Origin of the sequence: Photobacterium aphoticum (genome assembly GCF_001029435.1) — a bacterium.
GTDB classification, from domain to species: Bacteria; Pseudomonadota; Gammaproteobacteria; order Enterobacterales; family Vibrionaceae; genus Photobacterium; species Photobacterium aphoticum.
Window position 1 is genome coordinate 15,347 of sequence record NZ_LDOV01000021.1, and the last position, 15,722, is coordinate 31,068.

A 15,722-nucleotide genomic window follows, 5' to 3' on the forward strand; every position below is an offset into this window, starting at 1 on the left:
TTAACATCTTCGAGTTGTATTTAATGCCGCACATCATAACCCGAAACGCACCAACTGTTGAGCAAAAGTGGCTTAATGAGCTTGCGAATGCCATCTCTGATCCGATCCAGCTCCTAAATCACCTGCAAATTGATCCTTCTCCGTGGGCAGAAGGGTTGGCGGCTCGCAAATTATTTGCGCTGCGTGTGCCTATGAGCTTTGTCGATAGAATGGAAGTTGGCAACCCTTATGATCCGTTACTGCGACAGGTGCTGCCTCTGGCGGAGGAATTCGAGGTCCATGACGGCTATTCCGAGGATCCACTGGAAGAGCAAGACAACGCCATCCCGGGCCTGCTGCACAAATACCACAACCGCGTGCTGATGATTGTCAAAGGCGGCTGTGCGGTGAATTGCCGCTACTGTTTCCGTCGCCATTTCCCCTATCAGGATAACCAGGGTGGCAAGCGTAACTGGCAAATCGCGCTGGATTACATCGCCAGCCAGCCGCAGGTAAACGAAGTGATCCTCTCCGGCGGTGACCCGCTGATGGCCAAAGACAGCGAACTGGCGTGGCTGTTGGACGGGATTGCGGCCATTCCACACGTTAAACGTCTGCGTATTCACTCTCGCCTGCCGGTGGTGATGCCAGCCCGCATTACTGACACCTTGTGCCAGCTGCTGCAGGAAAGCCGTCTGAGCACCGTGCTGGTGACCCATATCAACCATACCAATGAGATTGATGACAGCCTGCGCAGCGCCATGCAGCGCCTGAAACAGGCCGGTGTCACCCTGCTGAACCAAGGCGTGCTGCTCAAAGGCGTGAACGATAACGTACCGGCCCTGATTGCCTTAAGCGAAAGCCTGTTTGAAGCGGGCATTTTGCCCTATTACCTGCACGTGTTAGACCGTGTTCAGGGCGCCGCCCACTTCATGGTGGATGACACCACAGCCCGTCAGTTAATGGCAGGCTTGATGGAGAGTGTATCTGGCTACATGGTGCCGCGTCTGACCCGTGAAATCGGTGGTCGACGCAGTAAAACCCCGCTGGATCTGCACTTAGAATAACGGCTTGTCCGTTCATCCGTTCATCCGTTCACCAAAGACGCGATAAAACTGGCGCACCGGCCATTCAATGGCGTGTGCCGGTATATCGTGCTCGCTCCACCTCATTTAGCCCCCTCTGCCCCTCTTATCTTCTCCTCTGTGCCTTGTGTATTGCCTGTTATGGCGCTTTTTATCGTCATTTCGAGGCGTATTCTCTTGATGCTCCATTAACGTAGCAAGATCAACGGAGCAAGATCACCGCTTAAGAATGTACAGCAAAATACAAAAATAACACCTTTTACCTGCACAAAATCAACACTTTGAAGGGAGCTGTACACTACCAACCTAAGTGACTGTTTTTAAATGAATTTACCACGTACAGCTTTTTGAGCTTTTTTCCGAATGAGCTATCAGTGGCTTTTTACCCTCTGTTTTCAAGCAGCATTAGACTACCAACAGGCGAAATACTTCTCTCTCAGTTTTCTCTCCATTATTGAAAACGTGTAAATGAACAGCTTTTTAGTCTGTAAACAGCAAAAAGTAGTACGCGTTTTTACATTTATAAAAACCCGCAATAAACACACCTAACCCATTGATTTATAAAATCAAAATAAATGTGCAGCTTTTTGCGCTTTTTTCTCGTAAAGCCTATTGCAACCCAGTGGGTAATCATGGGATAAATAGTGTGCAATTTACCCCTATAGACATGAAATATTCTTATCGGGGCAATAAAAAAAGATCATGCTGCAAACGCTCGCTTTTTAAACCAAGGAAGCGCATAGTCGCGCTCCACTCTGCTTATATAAGTGAAGACAGCCAAACTTCACGGCATGCAGCTTCACTGAATAATCATTAGAACGAGTAACGCAATGAAAATTGGCATTCTCTCCCAGAACGAAAACCTATACTCCACCCGTCGTCTACGTGAAGCGATTGAAGCACGTGGTCACGAAGCTGTGATCATCAACGCATTGCGTTGTTACATGAATATCAACTCGGTAAAACCATCGATCCATTTCGAAGGACAGGATTTAGTCGGCTTTGATGCCATTATTCCTCGTATCGGTGCTGATATTACGTTTTACGGCTGTTCGGTACTTCGTCAGTTTGAAATGATGGACGTGTTTTCGGTCAACCAGTCGATTGCTATCACTCGTTCACGTGACAAGCTACGCTCACTGCAGCTACTGAGCCGTAAAGGCGTCGGTATGCCTATCACCGGTTTTGCTAGCAAGCCTGATGATGTGCCCGATCTGATCAAAATGGTCGGCGGTGCACCACTGGTAATCAAGTTGCTAGAAGGGACACAAGGTATCGGTGTGGTACTGGCTGAAACCCAAAAAGCCGCAGAGAGTGTGATTGAAGCGTTCATGGGTCTGAAAGCAAACATCATGGTGCAAGAGTTCATTGAAGAAGCGGGCGGCGCAGACATTCGCTGTTTCGTGATCGGCGATAAAGTGATTGCCGCAATGAAACGCCAAGGTGCAGAGGGTGAATTCCGCTCTAACCTACACCGTGGTGGCAGCGCATCATTGATCCGCATTACGCCAGAAGAACGTAAAACCGCGATTGCAGCAGCAAAAGCCATGGGCCTCAGTGTGGCCGGCGTTGACTTGCTGCGTTCAAACCGTGGTCCACTGGTGATGGAAGTGAACTCTTCACCAGGTCTGGAAGGCATCGAAGGTGCCACAGGCAAAGACATTGCCGGTATGATCGTGGAATACATCGAGAAGAACGTGGGTAAAGCCGCGAACCGTCGTCGTAACGATCAGCAGTAAGCCTCGCGCTGACACCTCATCCCCAAAAAGCAGCCTACGGGCTGCTTTTTTTATTTCTACGTACAAATGAAGGAGCAATACCCTGTGATACTGCCAGAGATCACCCCTTTTACCTGGCCTGCGATTTTACAATGTGCCATTTGTGGCGCCGTGATCGGTCTTGAGCGTCAACTTCGCGGTAAGCCCGTCGGCATTCGCACATCCACCCTGATCATTCTTGGCACCTACTTTTTCATTACCTTGGGTGAAACCCTGTCAGCCAACAATGCCGATATTTCTCGCGTGATGGCACAAGTGATCACCGGTATCGGCTTTCTCGGCGCCGGTGTCATGATGACCCGTGATGGCCAAATTCACGGTGTGACGTCAGCTGCTGTTGTGTGGATGCTGGCCGCGCTGGGGATCACCATCGGGTTGGGCTACGGCCAAAGCGCGATGATTGTCACCGGGTTAATCGTCTCGATCTTGTTTGGGGTCGATAAACTGGAAAACAGCGTCCGCTTTTTGCGCCACGGTGTCCACGCCCACCTGTCTGATCGCCGCCAGCGTCATCAGAAAAAGCCAGCCAAAGCGACAACCGCCAAGCACGGCAGCGATAACGTCAGTTAATCCCGCTTTTCTTCTCTTTTACGGGTACAGGGTATTCGCTCTGTGCCCTTTTTTATTCTCTGCGTCCCTCAATGCCTTCCAAAAAACGTCCGCCTCCTGACATTTCGCACAGATCACAGCCTTTATTCACGACAGAGAGGCACATCATCACATGCGTACAGCAAATGGTAGATATACCACCTTTTACCTGTACATATTTCACCGCTGCACTTCACCACCAACCGTTTACACGTAAGTGATTGATTTAAAAGACAATAAAATATGTGCAGCTTTTTGTGCTTTCTACACAAGGAACATCTAACACCAAAAAGTCATCAAAAAGGCATCAGAAGACAAGATTTTCGGCTCTCAATCACCGTTGAAAACACCCGCCACCCGTACTTGTTCAGCCTTTTAAGCGAAAAACAGCGAATTGCTGAGCACTTTATTTACCATGGCAACCTATTTGAAATAAAATTCATAAGCTATTGTTTTTAAATGCATTAAATAAGTGTGCAGCTCTTTTGGCTTTTTCCGTGGCGAACTGATACATGACTTTAAGTAACATAGAAGGCCAAGTGAATGAAGTATTTAGCCTGCCATGTTACTTATACTGAGTTACTTATACTGAGTTACTTATACTGAGTTACTTATACTGAGTTACTTATACTGAGTTACTTATACTGAGTTACTTTTGCGGCGTTACTTTTACTGCGTTGCTTATACAGGGCGACATCGACTTGATGCCCTTCAGCTGAACGACGTCTACAGACATCATGCCTTGCCGCTGACACACGCGATAAACCAACGCCCTGCGATGCTTAATGACGCGCATGGCTGTGCGCAATGGGCATTCTCCCTGACTTTCTAATCGTTAGGTACTTCAAGACTAAGCACCTGTATCCCAGATATCACCTAATGGCATTGCCATTTCCCCTCGTCTCTCGCAATACGTACACCTTTTTACGCTAAGTACATCGATAAGCTGAGCAATTTTGACACCGTAAGCCAACAAGTCACAACTTGAACCTAAGTGGTTGTTTTTATTGGTGTAAATTTATGTGCAGCTTTTCGAGCGTTTTCCCCGATAAACCCTGCACAGCAGAATGAAGGAAAGAGGTGAAAATGAGGTGAGCATCAGTATAAATAACAGGCATAAAAAAACGGAGGCCGAAGCCTCCGTTTTTCACCAAATGGTGTGCTATCTCAGTGAGACAGGGACATTACATCATGCCGCCCATACCACCCATGCCACCCATACCGCCCATGTCAGGCATTGATGGTGCATCTTTCGCAGGTAGGTCAGTTACCATCGCTTCTGTGGTGATCATCAGGCCAGCAACAGAGGCAGCGAACTGCAGTGCAGAACGGGTCACTTTCGTTGGGTCCAGGATACCCATCTCGATCATGTCGCCGTATTCGCCCGTTGCCGCGTTGTAACCGTAGTTACCTTCGCCTGCACGTACGTTGTTAGCAACCACAGATTCTTCGTCACCTGCGTTCTTGGTAATTTGACGAATTGGCGCTTCCATAGCACGAAGGGCTACGCGGATACCCACGTTCTGCTCTTCGTTGTCGCCTTCAAGGCCAGCGACTTTCGCTGCTGCACGGATAAGTGCAACACCACCACCAGCAACCACGCCTTCTTCTACCGCTGCACGGGTTGCGTGTAGGGCATCTTCAACGCGGTCTTTCTTCTCTTTCATTTCAACTTCAGTCGCAGCGCCGACTTTGATCACAGCAACACCGCCCGCTAGCTTCGCCACGCGCTCTTGCAGTTTCTCTTTGTCGTAGTCAGACGTTGCGTCTTCGATTTGCTGACGGATCTGTGCAACACGGCCAGCAATCATCTCTTCTTCACCCATACCATCGATGATAGTAGTGGTTTCTTTAGTGATTGAAACGCGTTTTGCCTGACCCAGATCTTCAAGCTGTACTTTCTCTAGCTCTAGACCGATTTCTTCAGAAATCACCGTACCTGCTGTCAGTACCGCGATATCTTGTAGCATCGCTTTACGACGGTCACCAAAGCCAGGTGCTTTTACTGCCGCCACTTTCACGATACCGCGCATGTTGTTCACTACTAGCGTTGCTAGGGCTTCGCCTTCTACGTCTTCTGCAATGATAAGCAGTGGACGAGACGCTTTCGCGACGCCTTCAAGTGCTGGCAGCAGTTCACGGATGTTAGATACTTTCTTGTCAATCAACAGGATGAATGGGCTCTCTAGATCAACGCTGCCCGCTTCCTGGTTGTTGATGAAGTAAGGAGACAGGTAACCACGGTCGAATTGCATACCTTCAACCACGTCTAGCTCGTCTTGCAGCGCCTGACCTTCTTCAACAGTGATCACGCCATCACGGCCCACTTTTTCCATCGCTTCTGCAATGATGTTACCGACGGTCGCATCAGAGTTCGCAGAAATTGTACCTACCTGAGCAATCGCTTTGGTGTCCGCACATGGTACAGACAGCGCTTTTAGCTCTTCAACCGCAGCAATAACTGCTTTGTCGATACCGCGCTTCAGATCCATTGGGTTCATGCCCGCCGCTACTGCTTTCAGACCTTCTTTGATGATCGCCTGAGCCAGTACGGTGGCCGTTGTTGTACCGTCACCTGCAGCGTCGTTCGCCTGAGACGCCACTTCTTTTACCATTTGTGCGCCCATGTTCTGGAATTTGTCTTCCAGCTCAATTTCACGCGCAACAGATACGCCATCTTTAGTGATCGTCGGCGCACCGAAAGATTTGTCCAGTACCACGTTACGGCCTTTAGGACCCAGTGTTACTTTTACTGCGTCAGCCAGAATGTTTACACCTTCCAGCATTTTAACGCGTGCATCGTTACCAAATTTTACGTCTTTAGCAGCCATGTCAGTCTTCCTTTCTTAATTCTAAATTTGAGGTGATCGGATTATTCAACGATTGCCATGATGTCGTTTTCAGACATGATCAGGACTTCTTTACCATCGATCTTTTCAGTCTTTGTGCCGTAGCCTTCTGCAAAGATCACAGTGTCGCCAACTTTTACGTCCAATGGCTGCACAGTGCCGTTCTCAAGGATGCGGCCCTTACCTACAGCTAGCACGGTACCGCGCGTTGATTTTTCCGCAGCAGAACCAGTCAGTACGATACCGCCAGCAGATTTTGATTCAACTTCTTTGCGCTCAACGATAACGCGGTCATGTAAAGGACGAATGTTCATCGGTCGTCTCTCCTGATTTTGGTAATATCCATACGATTAATAAGATAAACGGCCCGTGGCCGCTTACTTTTCTGTTAACTAATCATGTTGGGTCGAATTTCGAGAACCCAAGTGCTCAAGGGCATTTTTTTCAAAAATAACTGCCAGAATTTTTGCTCGATCACACTCTATGCATTAGGGTAGGCAAGCATTCCAACCCCGAGATCATTATGGCTGTAGCAAACACGCCCGATAAACACGGGCTATTGTCTGATCCGATCCCAGTGGTACTTCAACGTCTGACCATTCCGATGATCTTCGGCATGGTCTCTATATTGATGTTTAACCTGGTCGACACATTCTTTATTTCACTGCTCGGTACCGATGCGTTAGCGGCAGTGAGCTTTACCTTTCCTATCACGTTTGCCCTTAACTGCATCACCATGGGGATCAGTGTGGGCATTTCCACCAGCATTGGCCGCTTGCTCGGCGCCGGTGACAGCGACAGTGCCGCCCGCCTGACGACTCACGGCTTGTTACTGGCGGTCGTCATGGTGATGGTGGCCGCCACGGTGGGCTTTTACACCATTGAGCCGCTGTTTTTATTGATGGGGGCTAAGCCCAGCTTGCTGCCCACCATCTACGATTACATGTCGGTGTGGTACTTAGCCATTCCCTTGTTGGTGATCCCGATGGCGGGCAACAGTGCCATTCGCGCCACGGGTGATGCCAAAACGCCGGCCAAGATCATGATCTTAGCCGGCGCAATAAATGGTGTACTGGATCCTTTACTGATCTTTGGCGCCGGCCCCGTACCGGCGTTGGGCGTCAAAGGCGCGGCCATTGCCAGCGGGATCAGCTGGGCGTTTGCCTTGTTTGGCTCGCTGTACATCCTGATCCGCCGTGAAAAGCTGCTGGCCAAGCCCCAACCGCGTGCGTTATGGCACGATTGGCAGCAAATATTGCAAATAGGGACGCCTGCAGGCCTCTCTAACGCGCTGAATCCGCTCTCTGGCACCTTATTAATGACGATGCTGGCCGCACAAAGCACCGCCTCCGTGGCGGCGTACGGGGCTGCAATGCGGATCGAGTCGATCCTGGTAACAGTGATGATGGCGTTAGGATCGGCACTGATGCCCTTCATGGCACAAAACTTAGGGGCAGATAAACCCGAACGGGCGTTTGGCGCGCTGTTTACCGCCATGCGCTTCGCCATTTTGTTCCAGCTGCTGATTTTCATCATGATGGTGCCATTAAGCTGGCCGCTGTCTTCCCTGTTCAGTCAGGATCATGCGGTGCAGTCACAGCTGTGGCATTACTTGGTGGTGGTGCCGGCCAGTTATGGCCTGCAAGCGGTGTGCATGTTGCTGATCAGTGCGCTCAATGCCCTGCATCGCTCACTGCATGCCTTGATTTGGAACCTGATCCGTCTGTTCGGTTTATTGCTGCCTGCGGCGTGGATCGGCAGCCAGTGTTATGGCACGGAAGGACTGTTTATCGGCATTGCGGCAGCCAACATAATCAGTGGTCTGACTGCCTATTTTTATGCACTTCACCTGCGTAAGAAATATGAATAGCATTAATAAGCAGTAAACAAAAAAGACAGCCTCGGCTGTCTTTTTTTATTGTTGCAGAATGTGTCTCAGGGCAAGCATGCCTTATGGCAAACGCGGCGAATCGTCATCATTGCGCGGTTTGTTGCCATCTTTACGCTCAAACTCACCGTCAAACACATCCCCTTGCTGACCGTCTTGCTTGAACGGATCACGCTGGAAAGGGTCATGTTGCTGGAACGGGTCCTGACTGCTGAAACCCGCACTGAAACCGGCACCAGATTGCATGCCCTGCACTTTGACACGACTCATCAATTGCTTCGCCAACCATGCTCGTGGCCCCGGCAATAACACGGTCATGCCCATCGCATCGGTCATAAAGCCCGGCGTTAACAACAGTACGCCTGCGACGGCCAACATCACCCCTTCCACGATTTGCTGCGCTGGCAATTCCCCTTGCTGTAAGCGGCTTTGCACGGACATCAGGGTCGCAATACCCTGACTACGCACCAAAGATGCCCCAATAAAGGCCGTCAGCAGTACCAGCCCGACCGTTGGCCATAGCCCCAGAAATCCCCCGACCTGAATAAACAGGGCAATTTCAATAATGGGTACAGCAATGAACAGGAACAAAAGAATTGGAAACACGGTTTACCTCTCGCGGGTTAGCAGTTATACCCAAGCGGCCTCATACCTCAATATATAGACGATATTGCGCCACTTTCGCAGTGGCCGCAGCCAGTCTGTGTGGGTGCATCATGTATTGTCCGGATTACAGCGACAAGCGACACGCTTTCTCGTCCAATTTGTGAAGCAGCTTGGGTATATACCGTGCTTTGCCCTTAACCGTTTGTGTTTACACCGCCTCTGATTTTGTCAGGCAGCAATGAAACCATCACGTGCTAGTTGCAATATGGGGCAGATTGGCGCGATTTCAATCACACCCTTTCCATGCAAAATACGCATCGCCGAGATTCAGCGCCTACCCTTACAAACAGAAATTTCACATATTGTTATATTTGGTCATTTTTCATCATAAAAACACGTGCCACTGTTAACAGTTTTTGTGAGCCATATCGCATTACAATGCAAATGTTTTCAGGCGGATTCAAAAAGTGATCTGGGTTATGTTTTTACCCCTAAAGGGGAGTATTATCGGCTTCAGATTATAGGTGTCAGGTACGATCATCTAGCCAAACTCTCTGCAGAATGGATTCTAAAGTTTAAGAATTGGCTCAATATTTGAATTTAATTAGCAGATCCCACTTAAGGCTACATCATGTCTCAGATGATTGATCTAGAAAAAAATGAAGCAATCCTAAACAACGTTGCAACTCGTATTGAAGAAGACCTACTAGGTGAGCGTCACGTTCCTGCTGACGCATACTGGGGTGTACACACACTTCGCGCCGTAGAAAACTTCAACATCTCTTCGACTACTATCTCTGATGTACCAGAATTCGTACGCGGTATGGTATTCACCAAGAAAGCAGCAGCAATGGCGAACAAAGAATTGGGCGCGATTCCTTCTGAAGTGGGTGAATTCATCATCAAAGCGTGTGACGTGATCCTTGAAACAGGCAAGTGCATGGATCAGTTCCCGTCAGACGTGTACCAGGGCGGTGCCGGTACGTCAGTCAACATGAACGCTAACGAAGTGATCGCTAACCTTGCACTAGAGCTAATGGGCAAGGAAAAAGGCGAATACGACATCGTTAACCCGAACGACCACGTGAACAAGTCACAGTCTACTAACTGTGCTTACCCAACAGGCTTCCGCGTTGCTGTATACAACAGCATCATGACAATGCTTGAGTCTTTGGAATACCTAAAAGAAGGTTTCGAAGCGAAGAGCGTTGAGTTCGCAGACATCCTGAAGATGGGCCGTACTCAGCTACAAGACGCAGTACCAATGACTGTGGGTCAGGAATTCCGTGCGTTCGCAGTACTTCTAAAAGAAGAAATCAAAAACCTTCAGTACACTGCACAGCTTCTACTGGAAGTTAACCTAGGTGCAACCGCGATCGGTACAGGTCTGAACGCAGCAACCGGTTACCAAGAGCTAGCGGTTCAGCGTCTGGCTGAAGTAACAGGTCTACCTTGTGTACCTGCAGAAGACCTAATCGAAGCAACCTCTGACTGTGGTGCTTACGTAATGGTTCACGGTGCACTGAAGCGTACCGCTGTGAAACTGTCTAAGATCTGTAACGACCTTCGTCTACTGTCTTCTGGTCCTCGTGCCGGTCTGAACGAACTGAACCTACCTGAAATGCAGGCAGGCTCTTCAATCATGCCAGCAAAAGTAAACCCAGTTATCCCTGAAGTGGTTAACCAGGTGTGCTTCAAAGTGATCGGTAACGACACCACTATCACTTTCGCAGCAGAAGCAGGTCAGCTACAGCTAAACGTGATGGAACCAGTTATCGGTCAGGCACTGTTCGAGTCTATCGACCTACTGAAGAACGCGTGTGTGAACCTACGTGACAAGTGTATCGACGGCATCACAGTGAACAAAGAAGTGTGTGAATACTTCGTGTTCAACTCTATCGGTATCGTGACTTACCTGAACCCATTCATTGGCCACCACGAAGGTGACATCGTAGGTAAGATCTGTGCTGAAACAGGTAAGAGCGTACGTGAAGTGGTTCTAGAGCGCGGTCTACTGACTGAAGAGCAACTAGACGACATCTTCTCTGTTCAGAACTTGATGCACCCAGAATACAAAGCTCAGCGTTACAACTAATTCGTAACCCTCAGTCAGGCGGATTTTCAGGATGAAGATCCGCCTTTTTTTGCTACAGATTTCCCCCTTTTATTTTTTAACTTTACAGACAGGACAATCATTATGGTTGGAATAGAACTCTTAGTTGTTCTTGCGTTCATCTATTTGGGTGCGCGCATTGGTGGTATCGGCATCGGCTTGGCCGGTGGTGCAGGTGTGATCGTGCTTTCCCTGATTTTGGGTATGCCGACCAGCCAAAGTTACATCCCTATCGACGTTATCCTCATTATCATGTCCGTCATCACGGCGATCGCTGCAATGCAAGTGGCCGGTGGTATGGATTGGCTGGTTGAACTGGCCGAAAACTTCCTGCGTAAGAACCCAAAACACATTACGTTCTACGCCCCTATCGTGACTTACCTGATGACCCTAATGGCAGGTACAGGTCACACGGCGTTCTCTACGCTTCCAGTTATCGCTGAAGTTGCCAAAGAGCAAGGCATCCGTCCTTCTCGTCCACTGTCTATTGCCGTGGTAGCTTCACAAATCGCGATCACAGCATCGCCTATCTCCGCAGCGGTTGTTTTCTTCTCAGGCATTCTTGAACCGCTCGGGGTGGGCTACCTAACCCTACTGGCTATCTGTATCCCAACCACGTTCATCGCGTGTATGGTGGGTGCATTTGTCGCGAACTTCCTAGGTTGTGAACTAAAAGACGATCCTGTGTACCAAGAGCGTCTAGCAAAAGGCCTGATCAAGCTACAAGGTTCTGCTAAGCGTGAAATCCCAGCAACAGCGAAGAAAGCGACGTTCATTTTCCTAGCGGCTATCGTGATTGTTGTGGGCTACGCAGCGGCAATCTCTGACTCTATCGGTCTGATCACAGACCCTGCGCTAGGTCGTAACGAAGCCATCATGACCTTCATGCTGGCAGCCGCAGCGGCTATCGTGTTCACCACTGGCATTGATGCAGCGAAAATTCCATCAGCAGCAACGTTCCGCTCTGGTATGACTGCGTGTGTGTGTGTACTGGGTGTGGCATGGTTGGGTTCAACCTTCGTAAACGGTCACGTTGACGGCATCAAAGAAGTGGCAGGCGAGCTATTGAGCGACTACCCATGGATGCTGGCACTGGTTCTGTTCTTTGCCTCTATGCTGCTGTACTCACAGGGCGCAACCACAACGGCTCTGATGCCTGCGGCACTGGCTATCGGCGTTGCACCACTAACAGCTATCGCGTCTTTCGCAGCAGTAAGTGCGCTGTTCGTACTACCAACTTACCCAACGCTACTGGCAGCGGTTGAGATGGATGACACCGGTTCAACCCGTATCGGTAACCTAGTCTTCAACCACCCATTCTTCATTCCGGGTGTAGTGACTATCGCGACTTCCGTTATCCTTGGTTTCGTTGTTGGCGGTATGGTGCTTTAAGCCCTTCGACATGCAACACAACATCACAAAGGCTGCCTTCGGGCGGCCTTTTTTGTATAGATGTAAGGGTGCAAAAAGTGGCTAGGAGCTAGGAACTAGGAACTAGGAACTAGGAACACAATAGCCCAACCATTTGAATAGCAATAAGAACAGATAACAAGCAGGTGCGACCCACGCACCGCATACACGCAGTCAGCCCGTGAGAAGCCGTAATAAGCCCAATCAACGGAAGCGTGAATCAAAATGATAACGTGAAAAACAGTGCAAAAAAGCACGAGAAATGAAAGATGAGGTTCAGGCAATGAACCGCCGACATCGATAGGATCGTGTGAGCGAAAGCGGGCGCGAATGATATTCGCATGTTGGAAGAATAACTGAAATGAATGTCTCCGCCCCATCCCAGGGCGAAGACGGTGGATACAAGCGGATTCCCAACGCTTCTATCCAGTCCGGATGATTGGTCAATCCCAACCTTTCACCCGGCATCATGTCTCTTTTTTGCTACAGAGCAAGCCAGACAGGAAAGCTTGCCCGACTATAGTAGCCCTTGGGAATGCTGAACGATAGAGGTAAAAGCGTTATGCAGCGATGCAAAAATGGTATGAAATTAGATGACCTGCGCACCCTGATTGCGATCGCCCAACAAGGCAGTTTCCGCGCCGCAGCCAATGCCCTTGATATTCCCCCGGCCACCCTCAGTCGCCGCCTACAACGCCTGGAAGATACGCTGGGCAGCCAGCTGGTGATCCGTGACAGCCGCAATGTCGCCTTAACGCCATTGGGCCAGGATTACTACGAGCGGTGCCAGCCGCTATTAGCGCAACTGGAAGCGGCCACCACCGAGCTGCACGACATCAGCCACACCCAACCTCACGGTGCGCTGCGCGTCTCTGCGCCGGTTGGTTTGCTGACTTACCAGCTGATGCCACTGTTTAATGCATTTTTGGCGCAATACCCGGATATCACGCTGTCGCTCACCCATCTTTCAAATCAGCACCATGATTACAGCCCGGAGCAGTACGACGTGGTGTTCCGTGTCGGCCAGCAACCAGACTCCAGTTTTGCCGCCGCCAAAATCGGCGAATCACAACGCATTCTGGTGGCCAGCCCAAGCTATCTCGCACAATACGGCGAGCCTGCCCATCCGGACGATCTGAACCAGCATGCCCGCTTAGCCAGTGTGCCCGAGTTTGAGTGGGCACTTACTTGCGATACTCACGAAAACAACGACAGCACTTCACAAACGGTCTGGATCAACTCGCCAGTCAAAATGGCCATTGCCGATTTAAACAGTATCAAGCAAGCGGCCATTCACAGCTTAGGGATCGCCAGCCTGCCCAACTACGTGGTGGCAGACGCCCTGCAAAGCGGCCAACTGGCCACCATGATGAATGACTGGCATTCGCCGCCTCGCCCTATCTATATGCTCTATCAAAGCATGGGCTACCTGCCGACACACGTGCGCCTGTTCATCGACTTTATGCGAGACAGTCTGATGAAGCAGCGCCCAGTGACAGAAGATGAATGATATAGTTAAGGGATAACACGGCGGTATGGACGCGCTGGAGCATGTCGTACCGCGTATCGACATGCGCCCGCAAGGATGCGTTGCTCTGATCCCCAACATCGGGACTGCCCGCTCATGTAAGTGGACACTGACTTCGCACCAGCCAGACGGGCCACTTACCATGGCGAGCCCGATTTGATGCCTAACTTAACACCCGACTTAATACATAAGTCACCCATTGCCTTACCCCGCCTTTCACGCGCCCCTCTGCGCACTGCCTTGATGACGGTGCTGCTTGCGGTGTGGCTGATTTCGCTTGCCGTTATGGTGAGCCCCCCGGCTAACGCCTCAGCCTCAGCCTCAGCCTCAGCCTCAGCCTCAGCCTCAGCCTCAGCCTCAGAAGCATGGGAACCCGTGCCTTCACTGACCCAAGAAAATACAGCGGGAGAAAGTCATCAAGCCGAAGTGCTTACTCACTTACCTACTGCACAAGCTGCCATTGCCTCCACGTCAGTCGCAGAAACGCCTCGCTCAGGCACACCGTCGCAGCAAGACCAACTGGCTGCAGGCTTAGCCGAGCAGTGGTGGACACCGCTGTTATTCCTCGCACTGGGGATTGGTTTGGCGTTCACCCCTTGCGTCTTGCCCATGTACCCAATCCTCAGCGGCATTGTGCTGGGCAATGGTCAAGTCAGTCACCGCCGCGCTTTTGGGCTGGCCTTTGCCTATGTGCAGGGCATGGCGCTGACTTACACCCTGCTGGGGTTAGTGGTTGCTTCGGCAGGCCTGCAATTTCAGGCCGCGATGCAGCATCCGTACATTCTGATCGGCCTCAGTGGCCTGTTTGTGTTGCTGGCGTTCTCCATGTTTGGCGCCTATACCCTGCAACTGCCGAGTCGTGTACAAACCTGGCTGCACAGCCTGAGCCACCAGCAACAAGGCGGCCGTTGGGGCGGCGTATTTGCCATGGGGGCGATTTCCGGTTTGGTGTGCTCACCCTGCACCACCGCCCCGCTCTCGGGCGCGTTGATCTATGTGGCGCAAAGCGGAGACTTACTGACCGGTGCCGTCGCCTTGTATGCCCTCGCCCTCGGCATGGGGATCCCGCTTATTGCAGCGGCAATGTTTGGCAATAAACTGCTGCCTCAGGCCGGCGCGTGGATGACCCATGTCAAAACCGGTTTTGGCTTTGTGCTGCTGGCCGTGCCCTTGTTTTTGCTTGAGCGGATCTTACCGGCGCAGATCATGCCGCTGCTGTGGGGCAGCTTAGGATTCGCGGCCTTTGGCTGGCTGTATTACGTGAAGATGACGCTGGATAAGGCGCACCAACAAAAAACCGGCCAGCACTACACACGGCTCGATCAGAAAGCCCCGCTTCGCACCTGGCACAGTACCGCCTTGGGTGTAGTGGCCTTTTTAGGGATGTTCGCGTCTGCCGTGCCGATTTACCACCACCTCAGCGGCAACGGCGCAGACGCCTCAGCCGTCAGCATGACCTTTACCCGCATTGAAAATATCGACGATTTGGAATTGGCCTTGGAAAACGCCCGCGCCGAGGGTAAACCGGTGATGCTCGACTTCTACGCGGACTGGTGTGTGGCCTGTAAAGAATTTGACGAGTACACCTTCCACGACCCAGACGTTGCAGAACAGTTGGGACAATTCGTCCTGCTACAGGCCGATGTGACGGGCAATACGCCGACCGACTTTGAACTGCTGCAAAGCATGGACGTACTCGGCCTGCCGACCGTGGATTTTTGGGATGCCAAAGGGAATCGGCTTGAGCATGCGCGCCTCACCGGATTTACGAAAGCTGCGCCGTTTTTGGCCCACCTGAATAACCATCAACTCATGCACAACAACGATGAAGCAGAACCAGCCGCAGAATCTAAACCATAATCCATAAACCATAAAAAACACGGGAAAGACAGGCCGTT

General features: G+C 50.8%; 12 protein-coding genes. 9 read left to right on the forward strand and 3 right to left on the reverse strand.

What is annotated here, in order from left to right:
• Positions 1-23 precede the first annotated feature (23 nt).
• The 3 genes from epmB to ABT58_RS11485 all read left to right on the forward strand — a co-directional run bounded on the left by epmB (position 24) and on the right by ABT58_RS11485 (position 3,412).
• Positions 24-1,046, forward strand: a complete 1,023-nt coding sequence (gene epmB / locus ABT58_RS11475) for an EF-P beta-lysylation protein EpmB (protein WP_047874554.1) — start codon at positions 24-26, stop codon at positions 1,044-1,046.
• Positions 1,047-1,894: 848 nt separating this feature from the next.
• Positions 1,895-2,803 (forward strand): 30S ribosomal protein S6--L-glutamate ligase, encoded by a 909-nt coding sequence (gene rimK / locus ABT58_RS11480; protein ID WP_047874555.1) that lies wholly within the window; start codon positions 1,895-1,897, stop codon positions 2,801-2,803.
• Between the two features lie 66 nt (positions 2,804-2,869).
• Positions 2,870-3,412 carry an MgtC/SapB family protein gene (locus ABT58_RS11485; protein ID WP_047874556.1) on the forward strand — a complete coding sequence of 181 codons (543 nt, stop codon included), beginning with the start codon at positions 2,870-2,872 and terminating at the stop codon, positions 3,410-3,412.
• Between the two features lie 1,202 nt (positions 3,413-4,614).
• Here the strand turns inward: ABT58_RS11485 and groL are convergent.
• Entirely contained in the window at positions 4,615-6,261 is a 1,647-nt protein-coding gene (gene groL, locus ABT58_RS11490) for a chaperonin GroEL (RefSeq protein WP_047874557.1), read from the reverse strand.
• Positions 6,262-6,302: 41 nt separating this feature from the next.
• Positions 6,303-6,593: a co-chaperone GroES gene (locus ABT58_RS11495; protein WP_047874558.1), complete on the reverse strand. Its 291-nt coding sequence runs from the start codon at positions 6,591-6,593 to the stop codon at positions 6,303-6,305.
• A 209-nt stretch (positions 6,594-6,802) separates the two neighbouring features.
• Between ABT58_RS11495 and ABT58_RS11500 the strand changes: the two genes are divergently transcribed.
• Entirely contained in the window at positions 6,803-8,149 is a 1,347-nt protein-coding gene (locus ABT58_RS11500; protein ID WP_047874559.1) for an MATE family efflux transporter, read from the forward strand.
• An 81-nt stretch (positions 8,150-8,230) separates the two neighbouring features.
• Here the strand turns inward: ABT58_RS11500 and ABT58_RS11505 are convergent, their stop codons facing one another.
• Positions 8,231-8,773 carry an FxsA family protein gene (locus ABT58_RS11505; protein WP_047874560.1) on the reverse strand — a complete coding sequence of 181 codons (543 nt, stop codon included), beginning with the start codon at positions 8,771-8,773 and terminating at the stop codon, positions 8,231-8,233.
• A gap of 631 nt (positions 8,774-9,404) precedes the next feature.
• Between ABT58_RS11505 and aspA the strand changes: the two genes are divergently transcribed.
• The 5 genes from aspA (at position 9,405) to ABT58_RS11525 (ending at position 15,684) form a co-directional block, all read left to right on the forward strand.
• On the forward strand, positions 9,405-10,868 hold the full coding sequence (gene aspA / locus ABT58_RS11510; protein ID WP_047874561.1) for an aspartate ammonia-lyase: 1,464 nt from the start codon (positions 9,405-9,407) through the stop codon (positions 10,866-10,868).
• A 102-nt stretch (positions 10,869-10,970) separates the two neighbouring features.
• A complete protein-coding gene (locus ABT58_RS11515) occupies positions 10,971-12,278 on the forward strand; it encodes an anaerobic C4-dicarboxylate transporter (protein WP_047874562.1) in 1,308 nt (435 codons plus the stop codon).
• Positions 12,279-12,879: 601 nt separating this feature from the next.
• The gene (locus ABT58_RS11520) at positions 12,880-13,806 is read left to right on the forward strand and encodes a LysR family transcriptional regulator (RefSeq protein ID WP_047874563.1); all 927 of its coding nucleotides are present in this window, start codon (positions 12,880-12,882) and stop codon (positions 13,804-13,806) included.
• Between the two features lie 25 nt (positions 13,807-13,831).
• Positions 13,832-13,984: a hypothetical protein gene (locus ABT58_RS24065; RefSeq protein ID WP_156168825.1), complete on the forward strand. Its 153-nt coding sequence runs from the start codon at positions 13,832-13,834 to the stop codon at positions 13,982-13,984.
• Positions 13,985-14,199: 215 nt separating this feature from the next.
• Positions 14,200-15,684 carry a protein-disulfide reductase DsbD gene (locus tag ABT58_RS11525; RefSeq protein WP_373300240.1) on the forward strand — a complete coding sequence of 495 codons (1,485 nt, stop codon included), beginning with the start codon at positions 14,200-14,202 and terminating at the stop codon, positions 15,682-15,684.
• Positions 15,685-15,722 lie beyond the last annotated feature (38 nt).